This window comes from Achromobacter sp. ACM02, from assembly GCF_014851605.1.
Lineage (GTDB): Bacteria > Pseudomonadota > Gammaproteobacteria > Burkholderiales > Burkholderiaceae_B > Achromobacter > Achromobacter aegrifaciens.
On sequence record NZ_JACUZY010000005.1, the window covers coordinates 54771 to 81175 of the forward strand.

23 protein-coding genes are annotated in these 26405 nt (G+C 61.0%); 9 read left to right on the forward strand and 14 right to left on the reverse strand.

The window, feature by feature from the left end; translation table 11 throughout:
• Positions 1-12: 12 nt before the first annotated feature.
• The 3 genes from IB258_RS16190 to IB258_RS16200 form a co-directional block, all read right to left on the reverse strand.
• Complete coding sequence (locus IB258_RS16190) at positions 13-471, reverse strand: DUF494 family protein (RefSeq protein ID WP_042795808.1); 459 nt, start codon at positions 469-471, stop codon at positions 13-15.
• Between the two features lie 239 nt (positions 472-710).
• Positions 711-2735, reverse strand: coding sequence for a TRAP transporter permease (locus IB258_RS16195; protein WP_054455701.1), 2025 nt, complete (start codon positions 2733-2735; stop codon positions 711-713).
• A gap of 222 nt (positions 2736-2957) precedes the next feature.
• Entirely contained in the window at positions 2958-3920 is a 963-nt protein-coding gene (locus IB258_RS16200; protein ID WP_054455699.1) for a TAXI family TRAP transporter solute-binding subunit, read from the reverse strand.
• Positions 3921-4172: 252 nt separating this feature from the next.
• On the opposite strand from IB258_RS16200, the gene IB258_RS16205 reads away from it, so the two are divergent.
• Positions 4173-5312 carry a DSD1 family PLP-dependent enzyme gene (locus tag IB258_RS16205; protein WP_192352886.1) on the forward strand — a complete coding sequence of 380 codons (1140 nt, stop codon included), beginning with the start codon at positions 4173-4175 and terminating at the stop codon, positions 5310-5312.
• 6 nt (positions 5313-5318) lie between these two features.
• On the forward strand, positions 5319-6698 hold the full coding sequence (locus IB258_RS16210; protein ID WP_225590422.1) for a hypothetical protein: 1380 nt from the start codon (positions 5319-5321) through the stop codon (positions 6696-6698).
• 76 nt (positions 6699-6774) lie between these two features.
• On the opposite strand, the gene IB258_RS16215 is transcribed toward IB258_RS16210, so the two are convergent.
• From IB258_RS16215 to IB258_RS16225, 3 genes are all read right to left on the reverse strand, one after another.
• Positions 6775-6903: an entericidin A/B family lipoprotein gene (locus IB258_RS16215; protein WP_013390837.1), complete on the reverse strand. Its 129-nt coding sequence runs from the start codon at positions 6901-6903 to the stop codon at positions 6775-6777.
• A 56-nt stretch (positions 6904-6959) separates the two neighbouring features.
• A complete protein-coding gene (locus tag IB258_RS16220; protein WP_013390838.1) occupies positions 6960-7145 on the reverse strand; it encodes a CsbD family protein in 186 nt (61 codons plus the stop codon).
• Between the two features lie 140 nt (positions 7146-7285).
• Complete coding sequence (locus IB258_RS16225; RefSeq protein ID WP_192352888.1) at positions 7286-8827, reverse strand: helix-turn-helix transcriptional regulator; 1542 nt, start codon at positions 8825-8827, stop codon at positions 7286-7288.
• Between the two features lie 154 nt (positions 8828-8981).
• On the opposite strand from IB258_RS16225, the gene IB258_RS16230 reads away from it, so the two are divergent.
• Positions 8982-9233, forward strand: a complete 252-nt coding sequence (locus IB258_RS16230; protein WP_054455691.1) for a hypothetical protein — start codon at positions 8982-8984, stop codon at positions 9231-9233.
• An 87-nt stretch (positions 9234-9320) separates the two neighbouring features.
• Here the strand turns inward: IB258_RS16230 and IB258_RS16235 are convergent, their stop codons facing one another.
• Positions 9321-10286 carry a tripartite tricarboxylate transporter substrate binding protein gene (locus tag IB258_RS16235; protein WP_192352889.1) on the reverse strand — a complete coding sequence of 322 codons (966 nt, stop codon included), beginning with the start codon at positions 10284-10286 and terminating at the stop codon, positions 9321-9323.
• 210 nt (positions 10287-10496) lie between these two features.
• On the opposite strand from IB258_RS16235, the gene IB258_RS16240 reads away from it, so the two are divergent.
• Positions 10497-11690, forward strand: a complete 1194-nt coding sequence (locus tag IB258_RS16240; protein WP_192352890.1) for an acetylornithine transaminase — start codon at positions 10497-10499, stop codon at positions 11688-11690.
• Between the two features lie 74 nt (positions 11691-11764).
• On the opposite strand, the gene IB258_RS16245 is transcribed toward IB258_RS16240, so the two are convergent.
• On the reverse strand, positions 11765-13135 hold the full coding sequence (locus IB258_RS16245; RefSeq protein ID WP_192352891.1) for a Fic family protein: 1371 nt from the start codon (positions 13133-13135) through the stop codon (positions 11765-11767).
• 317 nt (positions 13136-13452) lie between these two features.
• Between IB258_RS16245 and IB258_RS16250 the strand changes: the two genes are divergently transcribed.
• Positions 13453-14331 carry a restriction endonuclease gene (locus IB258_RS16250; protein ID WP_192352892.1) on the forward strand — a complete coding sequence of 293 codons (879 nt, stop codon included), beginning with the start codon at positions 13453-13455 and terminating at the stop codon, positions 14329-14331.
• A 235-nt stretch (positions 14332-14566) separates the two neighbouring features.
• Here IB258_RS16250 and IB258_RS16255 read toward each other — a convergent pair whose 3' ends face one another.
• Positions 14567-14896: a hypothetical protein gene (locus IB258_RS16255; RefSeq protein WP_192352893.1), complete on the reverse strand. Its 330-nt coding sequence runs from the start codon at positions 14894-14896 to the stop codon at positions 14567-14569.
• A gap of 336 nt (positions 14897-15232) precedes the next feature.
• Between IB258_RS16255 and dsr1 the strand changes: the two genes are divergently transcribed.
• From dsr1 to IB258_RS16270, 3 genes are all read left to right on the forward strand, one after another.
• The gene (gene dsr1 / locus IB258_RS16260; RefSeq protein WP_192352894.1) at positions 15233-19054 is read left to right on the forward strand and encodes an anti-phage defense-associated sirtuin Dsr1; all 3822 of its coding nucleotides are present in this window, start codon (positions 15233-15235) and stop codon (positions 19052-19054) included.
• A gap of 227 nt (positions 19055-19281) precedes the next feature.
• A complete protein-coding gene (locus IB258_RS16265; RefSeq protein WP_192352895.1) occupies positions 19282-19902 on the forward strand; it encodes a hypothetical protein in 621 nt (206 codons plus the stop codon).
• A 354-nt stretch (positions 19903-20256) separates the two neighbouring features.
• Positions 20257-20589: a hypothetical protein gene (locus tag IB258_RS16270; protein ID WP_192352896.1), complete on the forward strand. Its 333-nt coding sequence runs from the start codon at positions 20257-20259 to the stop codon at positions 20587-20589.
• A gap of 41 nt (positions 20590-20630) precedes the next feature.
• Here IB258_RS16270 and IB258_RS16275 read toward each other — a convergent pair whose 3' ends face one another.
• Positions 20631-21188, reverse strand: a complete 558-nt coding sequence (locus IB258_RS16275) for a sugar O-acetyltransferase (RefSeq protein ID WP_059376551.1) — start codon at positions 21186-21188, stop codon at positions 20631-20633.
• 270 nt (positions 21189-21458) lie between these two features.
• Here IB258_RS16275 and IB258_RS16280 point away from each other — a divergent pair, with 270 nt between their 5' ends.
• Positions 21459-22331: an alpha/beta fold hydrolase gene (locus tag IB258_RS16280; protein ID WP_192352897.1), complete on the forward strand. Its 873-nt coding sequence runs from the start codon at positions 21459-21461 to the stop codon at positions 22329-22331.
• Positions 22332-22342: 11 nt separating this feature from the next.
• On the opposite strand, the gene IB258_RS16285 is transcribed toward IB258_RS16280, so the two are convergent.
• The 4 genes from IB258_RS16285 to IB258_RS16300 all read right to left on the reverse strand — a co-directional run bounded on the left by IB258_RS16285 (position 22343) and on the right by IB258_RS16300 (position 26349).
• The gene (locus IB258_RS16285) at positions 22343-22765 is read right to left on the reverse strand and encodes a hypothetical protein (RefSeq protein ID WP_119449926.1); all 423 of its coding nucleotides are present in this window, start codon (positions 22763-22765) and stop codon (positions 22343-22345) included.
• Positions 22766-22780: 15 nt separating this feature from the next.
• Positions 22781-23155: a glutaredoxin gene (locus tag IB258_RS16290; RefSeq protein WP_013390852.1), complete on the reverse strand. Its 375-nt coding sequence runs from the start codon at positions 23153-23155 to the stop codon at positions 22781-22783.
• Positions 23156-23291: 136 nt separating this feature from the next.
• Positions 23292-23828 carry a DUF4189 domain-containing protein gene (locus tag IB258_RS16295; protein ID WP_119449818.1) on the reverse strand — a complete coding sequence of 179 codons (537 nt, stop codon included), beginning with the start codon at positions 23826-23828 and terminating at the stop codon, positions 23292-23294.
• 157 nt (positions 23829-23985) lie between these two features.
• Positions 23986-26349 (reverse strand): TonB-dependent receptor, encoded by a 2364-nt coding sequence (locus IB258_RS16300; RefSeq protein WP_192352898.1) that lies wholly within the window; start codon positions 26347-26349, stop codon positions 23986-23988.
• Positions 26350-26405 lie beyond the last annotated feature (56 nt).

Consider the following 26405-nt stretch of genomic DNA (forward strand, 5'->3'; position numbering starts at 1 on the left):
CGCGGATGCCGTTCAATGCAGCAAGCGCGTGCCGTCTTCGTCCAGCAGCTCTTCCAGGACCAGGTTGTCGATCTCGGCCTCCTGGCTCCAGAGAACCATGAGGGCGATGATCTTGATCTTGGACAGCGGCACGGGCGTTTCCGGCGACGCCAGGCCCCGGTCGATGACGATTTCGCGCAGCGGCGCGGGCAGCACGCCAGCCGATTCCAGGAAGGCGATGAAGCCGATGGATTCGGTACCGAGCTGCTGGTATTCGTTGTCGGTGTAGATCCGGGTGCCGGTGGCGGGGGCCTGGGCGAGATCGACGCAGCGTTCGGTGGTTTCGGCCAGGCCGTACAGCCAGCCCAGGGCGTCGTCGATGTCTTCGTGCTCGAAACCGGCGGCGGCAAGCCGCTTTGCGAGCACGTCCGCCGCAGGACAGGCTTGCGGCGTGTAGTAATTCTCGTACAGATAAACCAGGATATCGAACATATGGCGCAGTTTTGTGCCTGTTTGCACAGTCGGCCCGCATATCGGCAGACCAGCAAACATGAATTTTACTTTACGCTGATTTATAGGGGTGGGCAACCGGCCGGAGGGTGGAATGTTGTATGAAGTCACCTTGCCTCAAAACGCGCACATTTTTACCCTAAATGCTGCCAATATTCATGATTCGAGGCAAAAAGGGGCGGACCTTATCGGTCCGCCCCTTTTTGTTTTCGGGTGGCTGATCAGGCCGCTTTGGGCGCGTTTTCCAGCTTGAGCTGAGCGATCTGGCGCATGAACACCGGGATGCAGATTGCCAGCCCGATCAGGCCGCTGGTCAGGCCCGGCAGGATGGTCAGCAAGGCGCCGATGGTGCACAGCCAGCGCTCCCAGCTCTTCATGCCCACCAGCATGTAACGCGAGAACGCCGCCGACAGCAGTACCAGGCCGACCATGCAGCCGAACAGCGTCACGAAGAAGTCATACCAGGTGAAGCCCTGCACCGAGATCAGCAGCGACGGCGAGAACACGAACACGAAGGGCACGATGAGCTTGGTGATGCCCAGCCTGAAGGCGGTGTTGCCGGTCTTGAATGGATCGCTGCCCGCCATGCCCGCCGCCGCATAGGCCGCCAGCGCCACGGGCGGTGTAATGTCCGCCAGGATGCCGAAATAGAACACGAAGAAGTGCGCCGCGATGGGCTGCACGCCCAGCTGCACCAGCGTGGGGGCGGCCACCGCCACCATGATCAGGTAGTTCGCCGTGGTGGGGATGCCGCAGCCCATCAGGATGCAAACCAGGCCGGTCATGATGAGCGCCGCGATCAGCGTGAGCGTCTGGGTATTGGCGATGGCATCGGGGATGACCGTTGCCGCGCCGCCGGCGATCGCCTGGGCCGCCGAGATGACGATGTACGAGATCTTGAAGCCCACGCCTGTCAGCGTGACCACGCCGATCACGATACCCACGGTACCCGCCGCGGCGCCCACTGCCAGCGCGTACTTGGCGCCGGTCTCGAAGGCTTCGTACAGGTCGCGCAGGCGCAGCCGCTGGAATGGATTCAGCAGGCCCACAATGATGCAGCCGGTAATGCCCGCGAACGCCGCCAGGTAAGGCGTGCGGCCGCTGGCCAGCACGCCGATCAGCAGGATCAGCGGGATCAGGGTGGGCCAGCGCATCTTGAACGACTGCTTGAGCTTGGGCATTTCTGCTTCGGTCAGCCCGCGCAGACCTTCGCGCTTGGCCTCGAAGTGCACCTGCATGAACATGCCGAAGAAATACAGGAAAGCCGGGAAAATGCCCGCGATCGCGATCTGCTGGTACGGAATGCCCAGGAATTCGATCATCAGGAAGGCCGCCGCGCCCATGATGGGCGGCGTGATCTGCCCGCCCGTGCTGCTGGCGGCTTCCACACCGGCCGCGAAGTGCCGCGGGTAGCCGATGCGGATCATGGCCGGGATGGTCAGCGAACCCACCGTCACCGCATTGGCGACCGAGGAACCCGACAGCATGCCGAACATGGCCGAGCCGAACACCGACACCTTGGCCGGCCCGCCGGCGTAGCGGCCGGCGATGGTGGAAGCGACGTCCAGGAACAGCTGGCCCAGGCCGATACGGGTGGCCAGCACGCCGAACAGCACGAAGTGGAACACATAGGTCGCCACCACGCCCACCGCCACGCCGTACACGCCCTGGCTGGTCAGGTACATGTGGTTGACGATCTGGGGCCAGGTGTTGCCCGCGTGTTGCAGCAGTCCGGGGAAATACGGACCGAACATGGCGTAGGCCATGAACACCAGCGCGATGATGGGCAGCGGCCAGCCCATGGCGCGCCGCGTGGCTTCCAACAGGCCGATCAGCAGGATCGAGCCCATGAACACGTCTATGGGCAGCGGATTGCCCACGCGGAAGGCCAGGTCCTCGAAGATATAGGGGATGTACAGCACCGACAGGGCCAGTGCGATCGCGATGATCCAGTCGTACAGCGGAATGCCGCCGGGCGCGTACCAGGTGGACTTGGGCTCGCGCGTGTAGTGCGACTTGGAAAAGCCGAACACCAGGAAGATCAGGCTGAGCACGAAAGCCAGATGCACCCCGCGGTGCGTGGCTTCGCGCAGCAGGCCGAAGCCGGCCGTGTAGTAGTGGAAGATGGAGAGCGTAACCAGCAGGCCGGAGACGATCCAGGTCGCCGTCTTGTCCAGCGGCCGGAAGCGGATTTCCGAATCGTACTTCTCCGCCAGCTGCTGGGTTTTTTCGTGATCAATTTCCATCGCAGTAATTCTCTGGGTGATTCAGCAAGCAGGGCCGCTCGTGGCGGCCCTACTCAAGCGCGGCGCGTTGCGCCGCGGACATGCACTGCCATCCCTGCGCCCCCTGGCCGCGCGGCACGCTAGTCGCATGACCTCGTCGCCACTGATCGGGGCCGCGTGGATCCGGCTCCGCCGGTCCACTGCGGCGCCCCTGGGGGAAGCGCCGAAGGCGCTCGGGGGGGCCTACTTCAGCAGCCCGATTTCCTTGTAGAACTTTTCAGCGCCCGGGTGGAACGGAATGCCGGCGCCCTTGACCGCGTTGTCGCGGGTGATGAGCTTGCCCTTGGCGTGGCCGTTGTCCAGGGTCTTGCGGGTGGCGTCGCTGTACAGCGCCTTGGTGACGTCGTACACCACCTGCTCCGGCAGCTTGGCCGAGGTGACCATCTGGGCGTTGACCGAAATGGTCTTCACTTCACCCACGTTCTGGTAGGTGTTGGCGGCGATGGTGTCCGGCGTGAAGAATTCCTGCTTGGCGCGCAGCGCGTCGATCTCCGGGCCAACCAAGGGCACGATCTCGATGCCGGCGCCGCTGGACGCCAGTTCCGCGATGGCGCCTGCGGGGGCGCCGCCCACGAAGAAGAAGGCATCCAGCCCGCCATCCTTGAGCTTGTCGCCGGCTTGGTTGGGCTTCAGGTATTCGGCCTTGATGTCCTTGTCGGTCATGCCGTAGGCGCCCAGGATCAGACGCACGTCCACCAGGGTGCCGGAACCCGGCTCATCCATCGACACGCGCTTGCCCTTCAGGTCAGCCACGCTCTTGATGCCTGCGCCCTTGCGGGCCACCAGGTGGATGCTTTCCGGGTACAGCGTGGCGATCAGGCGCAGGTCTTGCGCCTTGGGCTTGCCTTCGAAGGTGCCGGTGCCGCTATAGGCCCAGAAAGCGACGTCGGACTGCGTGAAGCCCGCTTCGAAGGAACCGCCCAGAATGCCATTGATGTTGGCCACCGACCCGTTGGAGGCGACCGCCGTGGCGACCAGCTTGCCGGGTTGGGACACCGCGTTGGCGATGATGCCGCCGATGGGGTAGTAGGTGCCGGCCGTGCCACCCGTGCCGATGCGGAAGAATTGTTGCGCTTGCGCGGTGCCGGCGGCGCCGACGGCGGCGGCCGCGATGGTCAGGGCGGTGATCCAGGTCTTGAGTTTCATGCGAGCTTCTCCGAATTCTTGCTGACGGGTATCAGTAATGTGATTTCTGCCGATGGGCGAATTCCCCCGGCAAAATCTGCCTCCCCTCGGGGGCTTTCTTTATGATGAAATTCTGTCATGCCCGTCCCCTGTAGCCAATGATTACAGGGCTATGGTTTTCCAGGGGGTCGCATCGCCCAAGGTTATGGGCGGTCCCGCTTTGGTTATGGTGTGCGCTTACATCCCAGCAGTGCTGATAACGGAGTTTCCAAGATGTCCCAGGAAGTCATACGCGGCATTGCGCTGCCCCCCGCCGCCCAGCCGGGCGATCCCCTCGCCCGCGTCGATACCCCCAGCCTGGCGCTGGACCTGACCGCCTTCGAAGCCAACCTGCGCGCCATGCAGGCCTGGGCCGACCGCCACGAAGTCGCCCTGCGGCCGCACGCCAAGGCCCACAAGTGCCCGCAGATCGCGCTGCGGCAGGTGGCATTGGGCGCGCGTGGCATCTGCTGCCAGAAGGTCAGCGAAGCCCTGCCCTTCGTGGCCGCCGGCATCCGCGACGTCCACATCAGCAACGAAGTCGTCGGCCCGGCCAAGATGGCGTTGCTGGGCCAGCTGGCGCGCGCGGCCAAGATCAGCGTCTGCGTCGACAACGCCCAGAACCTGGCGCAGCTGTCCGCCGCCATGGTGCAGGCCGGCGCCCAGATCGACGTGCTGGTGGAAGTGGACGTGGGCCAGGGCCGCTGCGGCGTATCCGACGACGCCACCGTATTGGCGCTGGCGCAGCAGGCGCGCGCGCTGCCAGGCCTGAATTTCGCGGGCCTGCAGGCCTATCACGGGTCGGTGCAGCACTACCGCACCCGCGAAGAACGCGCCACCGTCTCCCGCCAGGCCGCGCGCATCGCCGCGTCCTACGCGCAGCTGCTGCGCGAAAGCGGCATCGCCTGCGACACCATCACCGGCGGCGGCACCGGCAGCGCGGAGTTCGACGCCGCCAGCGGCGTCTATACAGAACTTCAGGCCGGCTCCTATGCCTTCATGGACGGCGACTACGGCGCCAACGAATGGGGTGGCCCGCTCAATTTCCAGAACAGCCTGTTCCTGCTGTCCACCGTGATGAGCACGCCCACGCCTGACCGCGTGGTGCTGGACGCAGGCCTCAAATCGGCCTCCGCCGAATGCGGCCCGCCCGTCGTCTATGGCGAATCCGGCCTGACCTGCACCGCCATCAACGACGAGCACAGCGTGGTGCGCGTCGAACCCGGCGCCACGGCGCCCGCGCTGGGCAGCGTGCTGCGCCTGGTGCCCGCGCACGTGGACCCCACCTTCAACCTGCACGACGGCCTGGTGGTGTTCAAGGATGGCGTGGTGCAGGACATCTGGGAAATCTCCGCGCGCGGTTTCTCGCGCTGAATCGTGATGCAGCAGCCCGTCTCCTTCGATTGGAAGATTCCCCTGTCCGACGTGCTGGACACGCTCAGGCAAATCTATTCGACCCGCCACCCGGCGCTTGCATCCGCGCGCCTGGACCTGCTTCGGTCCGTCATGAGCGACGACCGGGCCGACGACTTCCTGCCGGCGCTGGGCCAGGAGCTGGAGTCGTTGGGGCTGGCGCTCATCGAGCAGCGCGAAGAGGATGACGCGATTCGTCTGCGGATCGTGCCGCAGGCCGAGGCAAACAATCTCAAGACGCACATACAGGCGCGGGGTTGGGAGGCCGTCGCACATCGCCAGGAAGGGGCCGCGGCTGGCGCCCAGGCGGCCCTGCCCAAGCCGGCTTCGGGTCCGTTGTGCGGCCCCGAGGACTATCTGGACATTCCCTACGCCGTAGCGGTGGCTCCGGGATGGGCCTGCGCCGCAATGGAGGACTGGGAAGGCCCGATGCTCACCGACCTGCGTGCATGGCCGGCATTGCGCGCGATCGCTGGCAAGTTTCCGGCGCGGCGCGGGCTGCTCGCTTCCTGCGTAAGCCTCAGCGGGGTACATGCCTGGATCGAACAGGGGCCGGACGGACTGTCCAGCACGCCTTATGCGCGTCTGCTGCATTCCGGCCAGGTCGAGCTGCCTTCTTCAAACCGGCCCGGCATGCCCCTGCCGCCGCGCGCCGCGCAAGTGCAACGCCGGACGCCGGAATTCAGCCTGGGGTTTGCGGGCGACGATCTGCTGCTGGTGGACCGTGGCATGGTCTTTCTTTATCCCGCCTACGGGCGCCAGGAAGGGGACTCCACCGCGGAGCCGACGCTGCTGCACACGGCGCCCGCGCAACGCCGTCCCGTCAGTGACAGGTCCGCCGTCATTCTTACGCCCGGCGGCCGTACCTGCGTGCTGTGCCGCGGCCAACTGCTGGAGTTTCGCGAAGGGCGGCTGCATCCCTTGCCGCTGTCTTATGCCGTGCCATTGTTGGGCGACATCTCGCATCCCGTGGCCTTGGGCGACAGTGCCATTGCGTGGCTGGAGGGCGACATGCTTTGCCATGCAGGCCTGGATGCCGGCGTCGTTCATCAACACGAAGTGGGGCATTTGCCTTCCGGCGGCATGACGCTGCAAGCGCTGCAGGGCGGCTGGCTGTTGCTGGGCCACTGGCATGCGCCGCATCGAAGCATGGACCTGGGCCAGCTCTGGCATCCGGCGTCGGGCCAGTTGCTTCGAATCCGCCATGGTGCGCTGGACCTGGATAGCGGGATACAACAATGGATCGGCCTGCCAGGCGGCGAGGTCGTGGCGGGCGGTCAGACGCGCTACGCGCGGCTAGGCCGTTTCGACGCCCTGCTGGGCCGCCTGGACGCAAAAGCGCCATAGGACGCAACGCATAAGCGCAAAAAGGCCGGCGCGCCTTCAGCGCGCCAGCCGTCCAGGCAGGCTACCGGTTCAGGACTTACTGGGCTTTCTGCTGGATCTTCTCCCCGCCACGTTCGATGTCCTTGCCGGCGCCTTCCATCGTGTTGCAACCGGCCGTGATGGCGGTGATTGCCAGCAGCAGCGCAAGCCAGATTCGATGCGTCATTTTTTTCTCCTTTCGGCGTTCATGGGCGTAGCGGGTCATGCCGACAGGCAGCCGCGCTATTTCTTGTTCAGCAAGTCCCGTGCCTGATCCTTGGCTTCGCCCACGTTGCGCTGCACCTTGCCCACGGTTTTCTCCGCTTTCCCTTCGGCTTCGGTCTCGCGGTTGCCGGTCAGCTTGCCTGCCGTTTCCTTGATCGAGCCTTTGACTTCCTTGGCTGCGCCCTTGATGCGGTCGTTATCCATGTTGTCGCTCCTAATTCCAGCTTGCGTGAAACCGCGCTGGAGAGGCCTGCGAAGCCTGGCTCCGGCTGCGGACGAACCCACTATAGGAAGCGCATGGCACGCGCGTAAGAAGCGCGCGCATCAGATCGACTGGTACTTTTCTACCGAATCTTGTGGACCCGTTTTTGAGCCTGCTTGCCAGGCGGCTTCTGCGCCTGCTTGCGCGCCGGCTTTTCATATCCCACGATGCCGCGCTGCCGCGCCCAGATGATGGCGGCGCTGCGCCGGTGCACGTCCAGCTTGCTGTACAGCGCCGCCACATGATTGCGCACCGTGTTGCGCGACAAGTGCAGGCTGGCGGCAATCTCCGGATCCGTGTGGCCCTGGCACATCAGGCCCAGGATCTCGCGTTCGCGCGGCGTCAGGTCGGCCAGTTCGCCTTGCCCCTGCGGCGCGCCCTGGGGCGTGCGGATCTGCGCCAGTTTCTCGATGACGGTGCGGCTGAACCACGAGGTGTCCTGCATCACCGTCTCGATCGCCTCCATCAGCTCGACCTCGTTGCGCTTGCGCTCGGTGATGTCCTGGATCGCGGCCAGCACGCAGGGCTGGTCCTGGATCGACACCGGCGCGGCCGACACCAGGCAGTCCAGCAATGCGCCGTCGCGCGTGCGCAGCGCCATTTCCTGGCTGCGCACGCTGGCGCCCTGCTCAAGCGAGGCCATGGCGCGGTCATAGGCCTGCGGGTCCGTCCATAGTTGCGCCAGCGCATCCTCGTCGCGCGCCAAGGTCCTGGCGTCGTAGCCGGTGGTCGCGACGAAGGCATCGTTGACCTCCAGCAGCTTGCCTTCCGTTGTGCTCAGCGTCATGGGCACGGGCGCCAGCCGGAACGCCGTGGCAAATCGCTGTTCGCTATCCCGCAGCGCCGTCTCGGCCTTGCGGCGCGGCTCCAGGTCGTTGAAGGTGAACAGCATGCAGGGCTGCTCCGCGACTTCGATGGGCTGACCCGCCACGATCACCAGCTTGCTGCCGCCGCCCTGCACCGCGATGATGGTTTCCGTCTGCGGAATGGTCGTGCCTTCCGCCAGCCGGTGCAGCGCATCCTCGCGTTGCGGCGTATCGCCCAGCACGTCCAGCTGGCGCAGCGTCTTGCCCAGCACCTGTTCGCGCGTGTAGCCCGTCATCGCCAGAAAACCGTCATTGACCTTGATGTGCCGCAGATCCGCCAGCGAGCAGATCACGGCCGGCGCGGGGTTGGCGTTGAAGGTGCGTTCGAAACGCTCTTCCGCGCTATAGCGTTCGGTCACGTCCAGCAGCACCAGCACCATGCCTTCGGCAGCGCCCTGCGCATCGCGCAGCTCCAGATTTCGTACCTGATGCATGCGGCTGAAGTCCGGATCGCGGCGGCTGGTCACTTCCACCACCACGTCCTTGTAGGTCTCGCCCGCCAGCGCGCGGTCCAGCGGATACTGCGCCGCGCGCAGCGCGCGGTGATTGCGGTAGCGCAGCGAAAACGCCTTGCGGTAGCCGGCAGCGGTGCCGCCCAGCGCGGCCAGATCCGTCACGCCATGCATGGCCAACGCAGTGTCGTTGGCCCAGACGATGCGCCGGTCCTGGTCCAGCAGGATGATGCCTTCGATCAGGCCGTCGATGATTTCCAGCAGATGGCGGCGCTCCGTGGTGAACGCCGTGGCAGTCTTCTTCATTCCGGCTCCTGGTTGAGCAAGAGATAAGAAGAAAGTACTAGATAAAGTCGTCCTGCGTGATCTGGGCGAGCGCAAACCTGGCTTCTATCGTGGACTTGCACGATACGCGTGCCGCTGCGCGTGAGCGCTACACGTGAATCTTCAGGAGACATCCATGAACACGAACCAGAAGCCCGGCGATCCCGCCAACCAGACCGGCATCGATCCGTCCCAGCGTCCCGGACAGGAGCCGGGCGATGCGCCCGAAAAGCAGGCTCCCGGCCAGGTGCCGGGCCAGCCCGGCCCCGATGATACTGATCCGGGCCGCATGCCGCCGGAAGTGCCCGGCAACCCCGGACAGCCCGCAGAAAAGCCCAGGCAGCCTGGCGAGCCCGGACGGCCGGGCCAGCCGGGTGATCCGGCCTAAGCCGCCATAGCTTTACCTCAGCCTCTCATGCAAACCGCCCCGGCGATGCGGGGCGGTTTGCTGGGGTCATGACGTCTTGCGCGTCCGTCAGTCGACCTGAGCGCCCGACTGCTTCACCGCCTCGCCCCACTTCTTCACTTCGCCGGCAATGAAAGTGCCGGTCGCGTCAGGCGTCAACGGCATCGGCTCTGCACCGCGGTCGCGGAAGAACTTCTGCATGTCCGGGGAATTCAGCACCTGGCCGATCTGCTTGCTCAGATAGCCCGTCACCTCGGCCGGCGTGTCGCGCGGCGCCAGCACCGCCGCCCAGCCGATGGCCTCGAAACCCGGATAACCCGATTCCGCCACGGTCGGCACGTCCGGCAGCTGCGGCAGGCGCTTGGCCGTCGTCACCGCCAGCGCCACCGCCTTCTTGCTCTGCACATGCGGCAGGCCGGCAGTCACCGAGTCCACCATCAACGGCACCTGATGCCCCAGGAAATCCGCCTGCGCCGGGCCGCTGCCCTTGTACGGAATGTGGCGGATGTCGATGTTCGCCGCCGCCTTGAACATCTCGGCCGACAAATGCTGCGTGCCGCCGATACCCGCGCTGGCATAGGCCAGCTCGCCCGGATTGGCGCGCGCCTGCGTCACCAGCTGCTTGAGCGACGTAATGCCCGAAGCCGGCGTCGCCAGGAACATCAGCGGCACCGAGAACACGCCCGACACCGGCGCGAAATCCTTGGTCAGGCTGTAATTGATGGTCTTGTACAGCGTCTGGTTAACTGCCGCGGCAGAGCCCGCGATCACCAGCGTGTAGCCGTCCGGCGTCGCGCGCGCCGCCTGTTCCATCCCGATATTGCTGCCCGCGCCCGCGCGGTTTTCCACCACGATGGGCTGCTTCACGGCCGCGCCCAGCTTTTCGGCCAGCGCGCGCGCAAAGATATCGGTCGCCTGCCCGGGCGGGAACGGCACGATCAGGCGGATGGGGCGCTCGGGAAAATCGGCATGCGCGGTCGCCGTGGCCGCCGCCAGCGCCAGGCCGGCGGCAAGACTGGAAAGAATACGTTTCATGATTGGTCAGTAAAAAGCGACAAAGGGCTGCGCGCGGGGTCGCGCCTGTTGCATAAAATAGAGCGCCCGCGTTGTCTGCCCTTTTGAGGCGGCCCGGGGCGGATCGGCTGGGGGTACGTCACAATAGCATCCCCCCGTCGGTGCTAAATTCGCCTATTGGCATCGTCCAATCACTTTTAATCCCTGTTCTCTCATTCCGCAGGAACCGCCATGGAATTCAGCCAGTTCAAGACCAACGCCCTCATGGAGATCACCTCCCGCCCGGACCTCGTGTTCGTGCGCGGCCAGGGATCCTGGCTGGAGGATCACGCGGGCAAGCGATACCTGGACTTCGTCCAGGGCTGGGCCGTCAACACCCTGGGCCACTGCGCCCCGGAAATGCAGAAGGCCCTGCTGGACCAGTCCAAGCTGCTGATGAACCCCTCGCCGGCGTTCTACAACCTGCCCTCCATCGAACTGGCCGAGCGCCTGACCGGCGCCTCGGTCTTCGACCGCGTCTTCTTCGCCAACAGCGGCGGCGAAGCCAATGAAGGCGCCATCAAGCTGGCGCGCAAATGGGGCCAGGTGAACAAGAACGGCGCCTACAAGATCATCACCATGAACCACGGCTTCCACGGCCGCACGCTGGCCACCATGTCCGCGTCCGGCAAGCCGGGCTGGGACAAGATGTTTGCCCCGCAGGTCGAAGGCTTCCCCAAGGCCGAAATCAACGACCTGGAATCCGTGCGCAAGCTGATCGACGACCAGACCGTCGCCATCATGCTCGAACCCGTCCAGGGCGAAGCCGGCGTCATCCCCGCCAGCAAGGAATTCATGCAAGGCCTGCGCAAGCTGGCCGACGAGCACAAGCTGCTGTTCATCGTTGATGAAGTGCAGACCGGCATGGGCCGTACGGGCACCATGTTCGCCTACCAGCAATCGGATGTCGTGCCGGACATCATGACGCTGGCCAAGGGTATTGGCGGTGGTGTGCCGCTGGCTGCGCTGCTGGCTCGCCAGGAAGTTTGCGTGTTCTCGCATGGTGACCAGGGTGGTACCTACAACGGCAACCCACTGATGGCTGCTGTTGGCGTTGCTGTGTTTGATGCGCTGGCTGCGCCGGGGTTCATGGAGTCGGTCAATGCTCGCGCCAAGCAGCTGTCCGAAGGCCTGCTGGCTCTGTCGGCCAAGTGGGGCATGAAGGGTGAGCGTGGGATGGGTCTGCTGCGTGCGCTGGTGATGGATCGTGACGATGGTCCTGCGATCGTTGAGGCTGCGCGTAATCTGGCGCCTAATGGTCTGCTGCTGAATGCGCCGCGTGGGAATCTGCTGCGCTTCATGCCGGCGTTGAATGTGACGGCTGAGGAAATCGATACGATGCTGGCGCAGTTGGATGGGCTGATTGCTCAGGTGCGTAAGGCGTAATCGAAGCGATACGTTAAGCAGTGACGACAAGGGCCGCGTTCGCGGCACTTGTACTTTTTGGCTGCGAGATCCCGCTACTGCGGCCGTCCCGCCTCGACCCACTCCTGCACCAGTTCCATCGGCAAGCGATATCGCGCACAGTTGTACAGATCCAGCACGAGCAGTTCTTCCACCAACATCGGCCGGAACACGTGCACATCGTCCTCCGACAAGGCCAGCGCCGCCATCGCTGCGTCGGCGGTTTGCCGCGTACGCACCACCCGGCTGATCGCTTCGTTCAGCTTTTCTCGGAATTGCAGGCGAACGGGATCCGGCACCCCTGCCGCATCGAGCTGAATGGCGTATTTGCGGATCGAACGCCGATAGGACCAGGTGAACAGATCCACCGCCAGCGCCACGTCGCCGCGTTCGTAGACGCCCATCATGGCGTAGGCATAGTCTTGTGCCTCCACATCCAGGAAGGACAGCGGCGCGGAGTTGTAGAGTATCAACGGAATGTTGGCTGACAAGCGGCTGGTGCGCTTGTTGCCGTCCTCGAAGGGCTGCAGATAGGCAAGGTTCACCCAGAGAAAGAATGCCGCTTCCACGGGATTCTTGATCAGCCGCGCCTTCTTCAGGATGTGATCGAAAATCTCCTGCAGCAGCGCGGGCGCCTGGATGGGCAGGTAGGTCGTGCCGCTGATATTGACCACGGTCTGGCGGATATGACCCAAGCCTTTGGTGTTAGGCAACAGGTGCTGCATCAGGAGCGCGTGGAGGTTGCCGATGATTGCGGACGTCAGGCCGTGCATGGGCACCGCATCAATCATGAACTCGATGGCGGCTTTGTGGTTGAGCAGCATGATCGCGTCCAGATCAGTGCCTGCCGCACAGGGCTTGAAGAGTTCTTGCGCGGCCAACAGTGAATACCGATTGCCTTCCAGCCGCGAAGACGACCAGGACAAGTCCAGCAACAGCGGTTCCAGCACGCGACGCGCGTATGTGCCGGCAGGCTGCTGACCCTGCATGCGGCCTTCGTCGGCCAAGGTCTGGGCCAGGGCGGGAGGCAACAGGGAACTCTGATTTGGAACGTAGTCGTCCACGAAGCTGCGCTGATGGCCCACCGGTGCGCGCGATGCTAGCGGTTGCCGGAGGTGGGCGAGGAGTGCCAGCCCGTGTTCGGACCAGATCATTGCGTTGGTATCGGGCGCCGGTTCCGCCAGCCGGGTGGCGATATTGGTCGTGGCATATGCCCAGCCGGGCGTCTGGTCCACGACTCGGTAGCGCGTGACCCGGCCACTTCCCTCGCATAACACCAAGCCTGCTTCTAGCGGGACATCCAGCTGGCGTTTCACGGTGGACCAACTGGTATCGATGCTGCTGGCAAGCTCACTGGAACTCAGCCGCGGACGCGCTTCCCGCTGTTGAGTATGGAGTATCTGGAGTATGTCTTCGCGGACGGGCATGGCGTGCTCGTGGCAGATCGAATCGGCTCAATTTAGTAGTAATCAGCTCATTGGATAAGCCGGTTTTGGGCTTAAATGAGCTCAAATGGTCTGATTTTGAGCTGATTGGAGATTCAATCATCCCGGAGAAGGCGGCTGTACCAACGTCTTCCGGCCGTGCGCGACCGCAGGGGTCGCGCCCGGCACGACGTTCGTCTGACTGTCGCGATAGCGCGACGCGATTTAGCCGTGGCGGTTGGAAAAATATGGTGCCAGGCTGCAATTTCTCTGGGTAAATTGTAGTCTGACACCATATTTTCTCGAGGTGTCGAAAAGCTATGTGGCATCACCTGGCAACTACACAGGCCGCCGAAATTCTCTTTCCCCGGCCAGAGTGCATATTTTGTAATGCGGATATGCTCTCCTGCCCGGCTGATAATTTATGGGACTTGAACGAAGACGCGATTCGAAAAGAGCATGGTCTGCAAGTTAGGCAGAACGCAATCTATGTGGATAGCTCTTTTTTATTGCATCGCCCCATTATGTCGGTACCTGAAGTCGTCGGGACGGCCTTTCATTGCTGCCCTGTTTGCGGATGGTGGTGCATTATCCGAGAGCTTCAATATGAGACGCCTGCTAAGGGGTATTCTGCGTACCAGTGGGCTGCCGGAGCGCTCACTTCAGTGTTGCCATCGCCGATTGATAGCCCGGTTGAGGAGCTAAGGAACTATCTTTGTGCCAGATATAGCGACCGCTTTTCAATAGAGCCATACCAATTTGAAAAAATCGTGACGAGCATCTTGAAGTCTTACAGGCTCGATGTGCAAATAACGAGCCGCTCGAACGACGGTGGGTTGGACGTAATCGGAATCGATGGGTCGGGCGAAGCGTTTGGGGTTCAAGTGAAGCGTTATCGTGGCGTCATCGAAATTGAGCAGCTACGTTCTTTCGTTGGTGCGCTGGTTTTGCATGGTCTTCCGCAGGGAATGTTTGTGACGACGTCGGGCTTCACTGCCGGGGCAAAGTCAGTATGTCAAAAAGCGGAGTTGCAAGGGATTAAGCTGAGTCTAATTGATTCGGAGAGGTTGCTCGAAATGTTAAAAATTGCACAAATAAAGGATTTTGACAAAGAGCAATTGCCGGATCTTGCCGATACCTATTCTAAGAAAATCAAGGCTCTCAATTATGGATACTCTCATCACCTCGGGTCTTTGTAGACATCGGTCCGTAATTTGTAAATATCAATAATGGCGTCAGACTACAATTTTGCCGGCTATATGCTACGAAATTGTAGTCTGATACCATTATTTTATACGCCACGACGGCGTCCCAATTGCTGTAGCGGTGGTGGAGCACGTTGTATGCGGGCAAGCTGAGCGCTATGCGTGCATCGTTCCGCCCATGAGCCAAGCATTTAGCGAGCTGGCGGAAAATTGTAGTCTGACACCATTATTAAGAGTCGCCGCTTGCGTCCAGGGCATGTTGCTGCTTTTCGGTGATTGACCAATCACGGCGTGTAGAGCGAACACCAGTGCGGTTCAATGCAAACTCCAGAAGAAGATCCAGAATCTTCCAAGCGGCTCCAAACAGCAAAGGTGCTAGTTCGTCTATTAGTTGATTTACCGCGCTTGCACACAAGTTATCGCTAAGAGTGAGATTGACGGTCGCGGTCGTTGCGCCTCCACGAAGGTCAATGCAGGCGCCATCATCTTGTTCGATTGCAGGGTGCAATTTTTCGAGCACGTAGAGCTCAAATGTCGTTCCTTCCTCAAAATCTTGCAAGGTGGTAATTATGAAATATAACCTTTGAATTCACAGGAATATTGCACATCGCAGCGTCTAGGTAGCGAAATTGTAGTCTGATACCGTTATTTTGACACCGTTATTTTTGCGCGATGCTGGTTGCGACATCGTTTGGGAAAGCTGCAAATCTCTTAGCGCTGGTCGGCTGTCATGGAAGAGTTTTGAAGAATGCGCCGAGTAAATAATGGTTCCGGACAACAACTTCGCCGGCGATATGATGCGGAATTGTAATCTGACGCTATTATTTAAAAAGTCCAGCGGCGAGGCGCAGTCTGGAATTTTAGTTTTATAACTTCCGCCAATCACAGAGAGAATATGCAGTTCATATCAAATGGTCCGGACATTCCTGACGCTCTTTTGCAAGCACATGAAGAAGGGCGTGTAGTTTTTTTCTGTGGAGCGGGCATTTCCTATCCCGCCGGTCTGCCTGGCTTTAAGGGTTTGGTGGAGAAAATTTACGAGTTGAACGGCACCAAGCCTTCGGATTCAGATATCGAGCAAGAGGCTTTCGCGATCGGACAGTTCGATGCCACGCTTGATTTGCTGGAGCGGCGTCTTCCCGGCCAACGAATAGCTGTTCGAAGCAAGTTAGCGCAAGCTCTGAAACCAAATATTCGCCGCAAAGGAGCTACCGATACACATGCTGCGTTACTACGACTGGCGCGCAGCCGTGAGGGTGCGCTGCGATTGGTTACTACAAACTTCGACCGTGTTTTTCACGTGGCGGCAAAACGTACTGGCCAAACTTTTCAAGCTTACGCGGCTCCAATGCTGCCTATCCCTAAGAACAGTCGATGGAATGGGCTGGTCTACCTGCACGGCATGCTGCCAGAACGGGCGGAAGATACGACTCTGAACCGTCTGGTGGTCACTAGCGGCGATTTTGGCTTGGCTTATCTGACGGAGCGCTGGGCTGCTCGGTTTGTAAGCGAGCTGTTCCGCAATTACGTGGTTTGCTTCGTGGGGTACAGCATCAACGACCCTGTGCTGCGTTACATGATGGACGCGCTTGCCGCCGACCGGATGCTAGGCGAAGTTACGCCGCAAGCATGGGCATTGGGCGATTGCGCGCCTGGGAACGAGCAACGCAAGACCATAGAGTGGGAGGCAAAGGGAGTAACGCCCATACTCTACGAAGTACCCACTGGCAGTCGTGACCATTCAGCGTTACACCTTACTTTGCGCTCATGGGCGGAGACCTACCGCGATGGGGTGGGTGGTAAAGAGGCTATTGTTGTCAAGCATGCTTTAACTCAACCGCAGCATAGTACGAAGCAAGACAATTTCGTTGGCCGAGTCTTGTGGGCTTTATCCGACAAGACGGGACTGCCAGCTAAGCGGTTTGCCGATTTCAACCCCGTCCCGTCCCTAGACTGGCTATCAGCGGCGTTTTCGCGAGAAGATTTTGGGCACAGCGACCTAGCACGCTTTGATGTGCCTGCTCGTGAGGCCGTTGACGCCAAGCTACGCTTTAGTCTTGTCCGCCGGCCTACTTCTTACGACCGTGCGCCATTAATGCTCCTGGTTTCTGGCGGTCTGACAAACAGCCAGTGGGACGATTCGATGTTTCATTTGGCTCGTTGGCTTACACGCCATCTGGGAGATCCACAACTTATCCTCTGGGTTGCACAATGCGGAGGTCAAATCCACAACCGCTGGCATTGGCTTATTGAACACGAATTGGACCGTTATGGTTCCCTGGAACAGGGCGGTAAGCTTGCAGAGCTCGAGGAGATCCGCTCGCACGCACCTATGGCTATCCCCAACATCTTGATGCGAAAGCTCTGGCGCTTGCTACTAAGTGGTCGAGTGAGATCGGCTCAGAATAATTCTGACCTCTATCGCTGGATGGGAGTGTTGAATCGAGAAGGGCTAACAACTGCATTGCGCATGGAGTTACGCGACCTGCTAGCCCCTCAAATTGACCTGAAGATGCCATTTCGCTGGGACGATGACGGTTCAAATGATGAAGAGCCGACACGGATCAAGCAGCTGGTGGATTGGGAACTGGTGCTGGCCGCCGATCATGCTAGTTCGGCCCTGCGAGACCTGGTCGATACGCACAGGACATCGGTCCTGCCGCTTTTACTGGAAGATGTTCAACAGCTATTGCGTGATGCGCTAGATCTATTGCGCGAGCTGGGGGAGGCTGATGATCGTAGCGACCGGTCGCACTGGGATCTGCCCTCCATTACGCCTCACTGGCAGAACCGAGGATTCCGCGACTGGGTAGTCCTGATCGAATTGTTGCGCGATTCATGGCTAGCAGTTCGTGCAAATAACAATGCACGTGCGACGCGAATTGCACAGAGTTGGTTCGAGCTACCGTATTCCACCTTTAAACGTCTGGCCTTATTTGCCGCCAGCCAGGATGGTTGCCTTCCAGCCGATCAATGGGTGAATTGGCTACTAGCTGAAGGCGCGTGGTGGTTGTGGTCTACGGATACCGCGCGTGAGGTATTTAGATTGCTCGTTCTGCAAGGGGCGCAACTGACAGGAATCGCAAAAGAACGCCTGGAAGCGGCCATTTTAGAGGGGCCGCTGCGGGAGATGTTCCGAAATGATCTAGAGGAAGATCAATGGAATAGCTTGGTAGTCCACTCTGTCTGGTTGCATCTATCAAAGCTGAGCGAATCGGGTCTCACTCTCGGAGCACTGGCTGCAGCACGCTTAGAGGAAATATCAAATGCCAATCCGCAATGGCGATTGGCTTCCAATGAACGTGACGAATTTTCGCACTGGATGAGCGGCACAGGGGATCCGGATTACGAGGACAACCGGGATGTCACTATTGCGCCTCGCAAGCGGCAGGAGTTAGAGCAATGGCTTATACAACCAATGCCCGGGCAGCGGCCACGGTACGAGGATACTTGGCGTGACGTTTGCCGCACGCGCTTCTTTCACAGTTTGTTTGCACTACGCAATCTGGCAGGTGATGGCAAGTGGCCCGCGAGTCGGTGGCGCGAGGCTCTGCAGGTTTGGGCCGAAGAAGACATGGTGTTGCGCTCATGGCGATACGCGGCACCAGTGGTGCTAACCATGCCCGATGCCATTCTTCAGGAGACTATGCACAGTGTGACGTGGTGGATGAATGTAGCATCCAAGTCTATAAATCGGCACGAAAGAATACTACTGGACCTATGTCACCGCATACTGGGGCTGTCGATTGATGCAGACCTGGGAATGAGGCGCAACGGTGAGCCACTTGGTCAACCGGTCACGGAGGCAATTAACCACCCCGTCGGGCATGTAACGCAGGCTCTAATCAATCTCTGGTTTCAACAGGATCCGGAGGACAATGACCTATTGCCAGCCAATATCAAACCCATGTTCACTGCGCTTTGCGACATGCAAGTGGATCGATTTCGTCATGGTCGGGTATTGCTGGGCTCGCGATTAATTGCATTTTTTCGTGTGGATCGCCCTTGGACCGAACAGTATCTCCTGCCGCTCTTTAATTGGAGAAATCTGGCTGAAGCACGGTCGGCGTGGGAGGGATTTTTATGGTCTCCCCGTTTATATCAGCCTCTGCTAATGACCTTAAAGTCTGAATTCTTGGAGTGCGCGAGCCACTATGCCGATCTTGGTGAGCACCGCCACCAGTTCGCGGCATTTCTGACCTACGTAGCATTAAACCGAATTGAGGGCTACACCATTGATGAGCTTCGGTCGGCGATTATTACGCTCCCGCAAGAAGGTTTGGAGAGCTCCGCTCAAGCGCTCTTCCAGGCGCTTGAAGGAGCGGGTGACCAGCGTGAGCAGTATTGGAAAAACCGGGTGCAACCATTTTGGCAACAGATCTGGCCGAAGTCTCGTGACTTGGCTACCCCGCGAATCGGCGAGTCTTTGGCCCGAGTCGCCATCGCAGCACGAGGCGAATTCCCGGCGGCTCTGACTGCGGTACGGGATTGGTTGCAGCCGATAGGAAGTCCGCACTATGTTGTACATCTGCTGAAGGAATCTGGCTTGTGCACACGGTTCCCCCTCGATACGTTGATGTTGCTAAATGCGGTGGTGGCCAATCAACAATGGACTCAGCAGGAGCTAAGTCAGTGTCTAGAGGAAATCGTGCGTGCTGATCCAACCCTCTTACAGGACGCTCGCTACCTAAGGCTCCGAGAGAATTCGCGAAGATGAAGTATATGACCGCAGAACGATGCTGTTGGCGGGGCCTTCTCCAAACCGCTGCCTGCTGTGTATCTGTACTGGGATGAAGTAATTGTGTCAGGCACCAATTTCGCTGCATATGGCCGGAAAAACTGTAGTCTGACACCATTATTTAGTCGAAAATATTCATAGAATAGAAATTCTCGCACCTTCTATCGCGCATTCTATTCCTTTAAAGCTCTCTCCGACTCAAAGAAATGAATGATGAATACGATGACGCTCGCGATCAAATGTACGAGCAAATTTCCCGTGAGCTATACCCAGATCACAAGGCCCGGGCGATCACCGAGTTCACTACAAGTCGGCTTCAGTCCTTTTACATCGCAAATCCATGGGTTATGAGGCCGGCAGTTGATGCCATTCAAGAAGGAAGGAAGCTTCGATCCAATGGCCATTACAGCGCTGCCGTGGTGTTTTTCGTCACAGCGGTTGAGATTCTTCTTAAGGCTACCCTACTAAAGCCGGTAGTGCACGGACTGGTTCACAACGAGGGGTTGGCCGAGGTAATCGTTCAACAAGCGCTGGGACAGTCCGGATTTGATCGATACGTAAATCTACTAAAGAAATTATTCGTTGATCTGGTTGACTTAGAAATTGCTACCGTCCGTCGCCCGCTTGCGGTGAAGCCGCTGCTAGACGAATGCACGCAGCAACAAATGCTGCGTAATAAAATTATCCATCAGGGAGCGTCTGTAAATAGTACGCAGGCTGAACTGGCCCAGCTGGTGGCCATTGCAGTATATGAGTTGGTAGTGCAACCGATACTTAACGCTTTGGGACTCTGGGTTGTTGAGAAAGGGGAGATACGGGTCTACTGATAGGTCCCCGTTGCCCCTTTGTCTAGGCCTCTGAAGCGTGGTCGTGGGCGAAGAGCGACGACATCTCCGTGACTCCTGTGTCCAAATTATCCTGCTACTCAAAGAAGGATGGTTGCCATCGCCGTATACTTCCTTCGCTACCGCAACCACCGGTAGCCCGGAATGGAAGCCGGTAAATTCGTCGGTGCGGACCTCCCGTCCGCACGCCTTCGCACGTCCCAATGGGCGGGCCTTGGCAGGGGTGCGCTAGCCGCACGCCGGTTCCGACGATCCGGTCTTCCAACCTTGTCCTGTGCCCGCCCGCCTCATTTGGAAGTGGGGCAGCGGGATTTCCCATATCGTCGGAGGAAGTCCATGCAATCCCACCCCCTCACCCAAAGCCCTTGGTCCGTCGAGTCCGACCCCGAACTCGGCCCAGTCCCCCTCTCCCATCTCCACCACATAGACCGCGCCCGCCACGCCATCGAGGCCATTGCCCGCATGGTCGGCAACAGCGCATCCGAGCCCGACGCAACCGGCGGGCAGCCGTTGGACGCCTGGACGGTGGCGGCGTTGATGGGTGGAGTGGAAGGCTTGTGCGATCACCTGGGCACCTTGACCGATGCCATGCTGACGCAGGCGCGCTTTTGCGAAGTGGATGCGGATCTCGGGGACGTCACGCACGGCGCGCCGTCGTCGATCCAGTAGTCAAACTTAGCGACCAGAGGTGCGGCGCTTACGCGCCCGCCCTATTCAGCAATCGACCGAATCACCCTGGCCGGATTCCCACCCACCAGCGTATTCGCAGGCACATCTTTGGTGACCACCGAACCCGCCGCGACCACCGAGTTCTCGCCCACAGTCACGCCACCAATTACGGTCGCACCCGCCGCAATCCAGACATTCCTCTCGATCACAATGGGCTTCGCAGTGACGAAGTCGCGCCGCCGCGAAGGTTCGATGGGATGTCCAGACGTGATGAGACTGACGTTCGGCCCGATCATCACATCATCTGCAATGCTCAACCCACCCAGGTCATAGAACGTGCAGTTCTGATTGACGAAGACATTGCGCCCGACGCTGATGTCGGGGCCGCCGGTCGTATAGAACGGCGGAATCAATAGGAAGCTCTCATCGACCGTCTTACCTATCAGTTCGCTGAACAAGGCGCGGACTTCCGCAGCGTCGTTGAAGGTCAGGCGGTTGAGGGCGGCGGTGATCGTCATCGCGCGTTTGATGTTGGCCGTCATGGCCGCTGATTCGGGCGTTCTTCTGGGAATGATCAGACTGCGGTCGTCATTTGCCATCTGCGGCTTTCCTTTTGGGATACGGCGTAGCGGACGATTGGCTGGTCAACCGTATGTTGTGAAATCGTAGCCTGACGCCTTCATTCCCGACGACTTTCCCATAATCCGGAAAACCAAGATTGGGCAGAGGCGCTTACGGCGTCACGCGCAGGGCCGGACGCGTTTGCCTCGGGACATTCCCCCTGGGGCGAACCATGCCCAGGCACTGTGGTTGCTGACGACTGACGGCCATCTACACCCACCCGTCGTCCGCAACCCAAGGAGCCTCCCATGACCGCCCCTGTCGAGCACCGCCGCATCCCCGTCGACAACATCGACACCTTCTACCGCATCGCGGGCCCTTCCGACGCGTCTGCCCTCCTGCTGCCTCACGGCTACCCCTGTTCTTCCTACGAGTTCCGCAACCTGATGCCTCGCCTGGCCGATCGCTGGCGCCTGATCGCGCCCGACTATCCCGGCGCCGGCTACAGCGCCACGCCCGAGGACTTCGATTACAGCTTCGACGGCTATGCGGCCTTTCTGGATCGCTTTGCCCTGGCGCTGGGCCTGGACCGCTATGCGCTCTACCTGCACGACTTCGGCTCGCCCATCGGGGCGCGGCTGGCGATCCGTGCGCCTCATCGGGTGACGGCGCTGATCATCCAGAATGGCGACGTTCCCTACGAGGATGCCTTGGGGCCCAAGTATGCGGACATCGAAGCCACCTGGGCGTTGTCGCCCGCGGAGATGCGCCACGCCATAGGCGACAGCATTACTGAAGCAAGCTTCCAGGAGGAATTCCTGAACCATGTCGGGCCGAAGGTTGTCGACCGCATTTCCCCGGATCTATGGAAGCTGCATTGGTCGCTGATGACGCCGCGCCGCAAGGAGGTCGCTATCGATTTGATTGCCGGGCTGAAGCCGAACCGTGCATGGTTTGCGGAGCACCGGCAGTATCTGAGGGATCACCAGCCGCCTACGCTGATCGTATGGGGGCCGCAGGATCACTACATGCCGGAAGCCTCAGCCCGCGCCTATCTGCGGGATTTGCCGGATGCTGAACTGCACCTGTTGGAGGGTGGCGGTCATTGGTTGTTGGAGACGCATCTGGACGAGGTGGCTGCGCTGATGCGGGGATTTCTGCAAAGGGTGCTGGCGGCCTGATATCGCTGCGCTCAGCGCGGCTTCCAATTCACCCCATCCCTGGACCGATACTCCGGCGTCCCCGTGCAACACCCGCCCGCCCCAAACGCCTGCCGCCCGATGAACGCGGTCACCACGCCCTTGCTCTCGGTCAGCGATTGACGGATGCAGCTGGTCGGCAGCGGATACAGGTCGCCTTCCAGCACCAGCGTCCACTTCAGGTTTTCACCTTCGGCCGGCTCGACCATGTACACCTTGCATTTATGCATCAGCAGATGCACGGGCTTCCCGGCCAGCACGCCCTTGAACTGATGCTCCGGAGGCGTGTCGCGCGTGGCGATGGCTTCAGCGTTGAGTTTCGACCCGGGCGGCGCGGGCTCCAGCGCGGCATCGCAGCCGGCCAGCGTGCTCGCGGTGGCCAAGGCGATGAGGAACAGGCGAGCCAGGCGCATCATGCCCATGAACCCTTGTCAGGCTACGTTGGCGAAGCGTTGTTCGAGGTAGGCGATGATGTCGCTGGACTCGTACATCCAGCGCGTGCCCGCGGCGTCGTCGATGCGCAGGCACGGCACCTTCACTTTGCCGCCGCCTGCCTGCAGTTGCGCGCGCGCTTCGGGATCGCCCTTGGCGTCGCGCAGCGCGATGGGCGCGTTGAGCTTGTGGATGGCGCGCCGCGTCTTGACGCAGAACGGGCAGGCGTGGAATTGGTAGAGCGACAGCTTGGCCGCTTCGGTGTTGACCGTGGCCTGGCCTTGCGCGGAGCGCTGTTGCGGCCGCGGGCGCGTGAGGGCGTCGCCCAATACGATGATTTGACCCAGGCCGACACGTAGGGCTTTGACTAGCATGGAGTAGGACTCGATACGGATGGACAGGCGGCCAGTCTACTCTGTGCAGCGTATTCCGGTCTTGCGAGTGCCGTCAGCTGCGCAGGCCCGTGGTCATCCCGTGTCACGTCATGGGTCGGTAGTTGAAGCCCGCGCGTTATTGAAACCGCACCGGGTAGCTGCAGCCCGTATAGAAGGTCTTGCAGGAGGTCTGCGTGGCTTTATTGCACGTTTCCATGCCCAATGCTTCTGCCTGTTCCTTGGTCTCGGCGCTGGCGGAATTCATCAAGACGCCCTCGCCTTTGGGGGAAGGGCCGTACACCACCGCCACGCATTGGTTGTAGTAGGTGATGTTGGTCTTGCAACCCTTGCCGCCCTTGGACGCGCAATGCTCCAGCGCGGCCTGTTCGGCCTTGACCTTGCTGGTCTTGTCGGCGGCGATGCCGACGGAGCCCGAGGGCGGGTCGTATGCGATTGCGCCCCAGCGGGTGGTCCAGCGCGGTTGGTCAGGCGCGGTTTGCGCGCCGGTGCCGCCTTGTGGCCGCGACAGGCCTGGGATCGGCACGCACTGCTGGCCCGGCGTGCCGGCGGCGTTGGGCATAAAGCCGTCCGGGCAACCTTGTTCGGCCTGCGCCGAGACAGCGACGCCGAGGTACAGTATCGCCAGCAGGAAAGCCGCTTTTAAAGCACGCATGTGTCGTCTCGCAGTTGTCGTGTTCTTCAAGCCGGATGCCGTGGGTCAAGGCCGGGCAGGCAGAGAGTCCGAGGCAAGGTGTCAGGCTGTGAAATTGCCCCGGAAAGTGTAGTCCGAAATTCTTTCTACGAACGATTCTCCCAGCCACGCCCCAACCTTAAAACGTGTACTTCGCCGTCAACAAAAACGACCGCGGCGCGCCGAAGTGGTTGTTGTCCTGGTTGCTGCCAATCGCTTGGTAGTAGTACTTGTCGAACAGGTTGTAGACGTTCAGCCGCAGATCCAGATTCGGGCTGGCCCGATAAGCCACCACGGCATCCCATATGCTGTAGCCGGGTTGGCGCACGTTGTAGGCGGGCAAGCTGATCGCGCTTTGCACGCGCATTGCCCCGCCCACGCGCCAGGCATTCAAGGAGCCAGGCAGGGTGTACATGGTCGAGAGCTTGAACAGATGGCGCGGGGTTTGCGTGTCATACGCTGCGCCAGCCCGGAGGTTGCCCGAATCCTCCAGATACTTGGATTGGTTGTAGGTATAGCCGGCGGACACCTGCCAGCCCGGCGTGATTGCGCCTGCCACTTCGAATTCGACGCCTCGGCTTTCCACCTTGCCGGATGGCGCATAGCATTCGATCACCCCTGGGCCGCACGCGGACGTGGTCAGGGCGACCGGACGGTTGCGTTGGCGGATCTGGAATACCGCCGCGCTGGCGTTGAGGCGGCCGTCGAAGTACTCGCCCTTGATCCCTGCTTCCAGATTGGTGCCGATGACGGGATCCAGCGGTGCGCCGCTGGCTGATTGGTAGTTTTGCGGCTGGAAAACGCTGGTCCAGCTGGTGTAGACGGAATGGTGGCGGTCCAGGTCGTAGATCAGGCCCGCGTACGGTGTCAGTTCGTGGTTGACCTTGTAGGCCGCGGGCGGGCTGACGTAGTCGCCGGACTTCAGCGTCATGTCGTATTCATACCAGTCCAGCCTGGCGCCCAGCATCAGCGTCAGCGGGTCCGCGAGGCTCAGGCGGGTAGTGGCATAGCCGCTCATCTGACGCTGGAATCCTTTGCGCGACCAGGGGTAGATGAATGCGGGCTTTTCGACGGCGCTGGAGTCCCAGTGTTCGGGATCGACCGTCATGTCATAGCCTAGCGGCCATCCGCCAGGACCGTCGTCGTCCTTGTTCTTCATGAAGCTGCCGCCCAGCACCAGTTCATGCGTGCGCCCCAGCAGCGTGAACGGGCCGCTCAGGTAGCCGTCGACGCTGTACTGGGTCTTGTCGTAGTTGTACTGGCCCAAGCCTTGTCCGAAGAACGTCGAGTTCTCCAGGGGATAGAGGTAGCTGCCCAGCATGTTCATCCTGGCGCGCAGCGTGCGGGCAGTCAGCTTGCCGGACCAGCCGTTGTCGAAGCGATGATCGAGTTCGGCGAAGAAGCTGGTGTTTTCCTTGTTCCAATAGGCCCAATCCGGCGACAGGCGGGTCGACCGCTTGAAGTCGTAGAAGCTGCCATCGCGGCGGGTCGGCAGGCCGTTCCAATCCGCGCCGGGATTGTCTTCGCGGTTGTAGTAGCCGCCGATGCTGAGCGTGGTGTTTGCCGTGAGGTCGGCTTCGATGGTGCCGTAATAGAGCTGGCGCTGATGCTCGTAGGCTTTCTTGAAGGTATCCGAGTCCTGATAGGCCACGACGCCGCGTGCGCGCAGGGTGCCGCTTTCGTTCAATGCGCCCGACCCGTCGACTTCGCCGCGATAGTTGTCCCAGCTGCCGGCGCTGGCGGTCACCGAAAACTGCGGCACCGCCGTCGCGCGCTTGCGCACCAGATTGATGGTGCCCGAGGGATTGCCTGCGCCGGTCATCATGCCGGCCGCGCCGCGTAGCACTTCGATGTGATCGTACATGGCCAGCGTCGCCACGCCCTGGGTGTCGTAGTCGTAGGCCAGCGGCACGCCGTCGGCCAGGAACGAACTGATCTCGAATCCGCGTGAGAAGAACTGCGTGCGCTCGCCGCCGCCAATCTGGCGCGTGGTCAGGCCGGTGGTGTCGCGGGCCACATCGTCCAGCGACTGGAAGCCTCGGTCCTCGATCTGCTGGCGGGTCACCACGCTGACCGATTGCGGCGTCTCGCGCGGCGAAAGCGCGAACTTGGTGGCCGTGGCCATCACCGGCGTGGTGTATGAATGCGTGCCCTCGGTCACACCCAGCGTGGCCGCCTCGACGGTCACCGGCGAGAGTGTCGTGGTGCCTGATGGCGCCACGGTCAGGCTGCCGTCCGGTGTACGCCGGAGTTCCAGCCCGCTTCCGGTCAGCGCGCGCGCGGTGGCTTCGTCGACGGTCAACCGGCCGGAGATGGCCGGCGCGGATTTGCCTGCTACCAGTTCGGCGCGAAACGAGATGACCGCGCCCGCGATGCGCGCGATCTGTGTCAGCGCGACATCCAGCTGGCCCGCGGGCAAATCATACTGGCGCAGCGCCTGGGCATGGGCGGTGCTGGCGGCGGCTGCGATGACGCAGGCAGCCGGAAACCTGAGGGAAAGCATGGAACACTCCGTGGATGCGTGAGCACGCGTTCCATGTATGTGCATCGGCGCCGGCA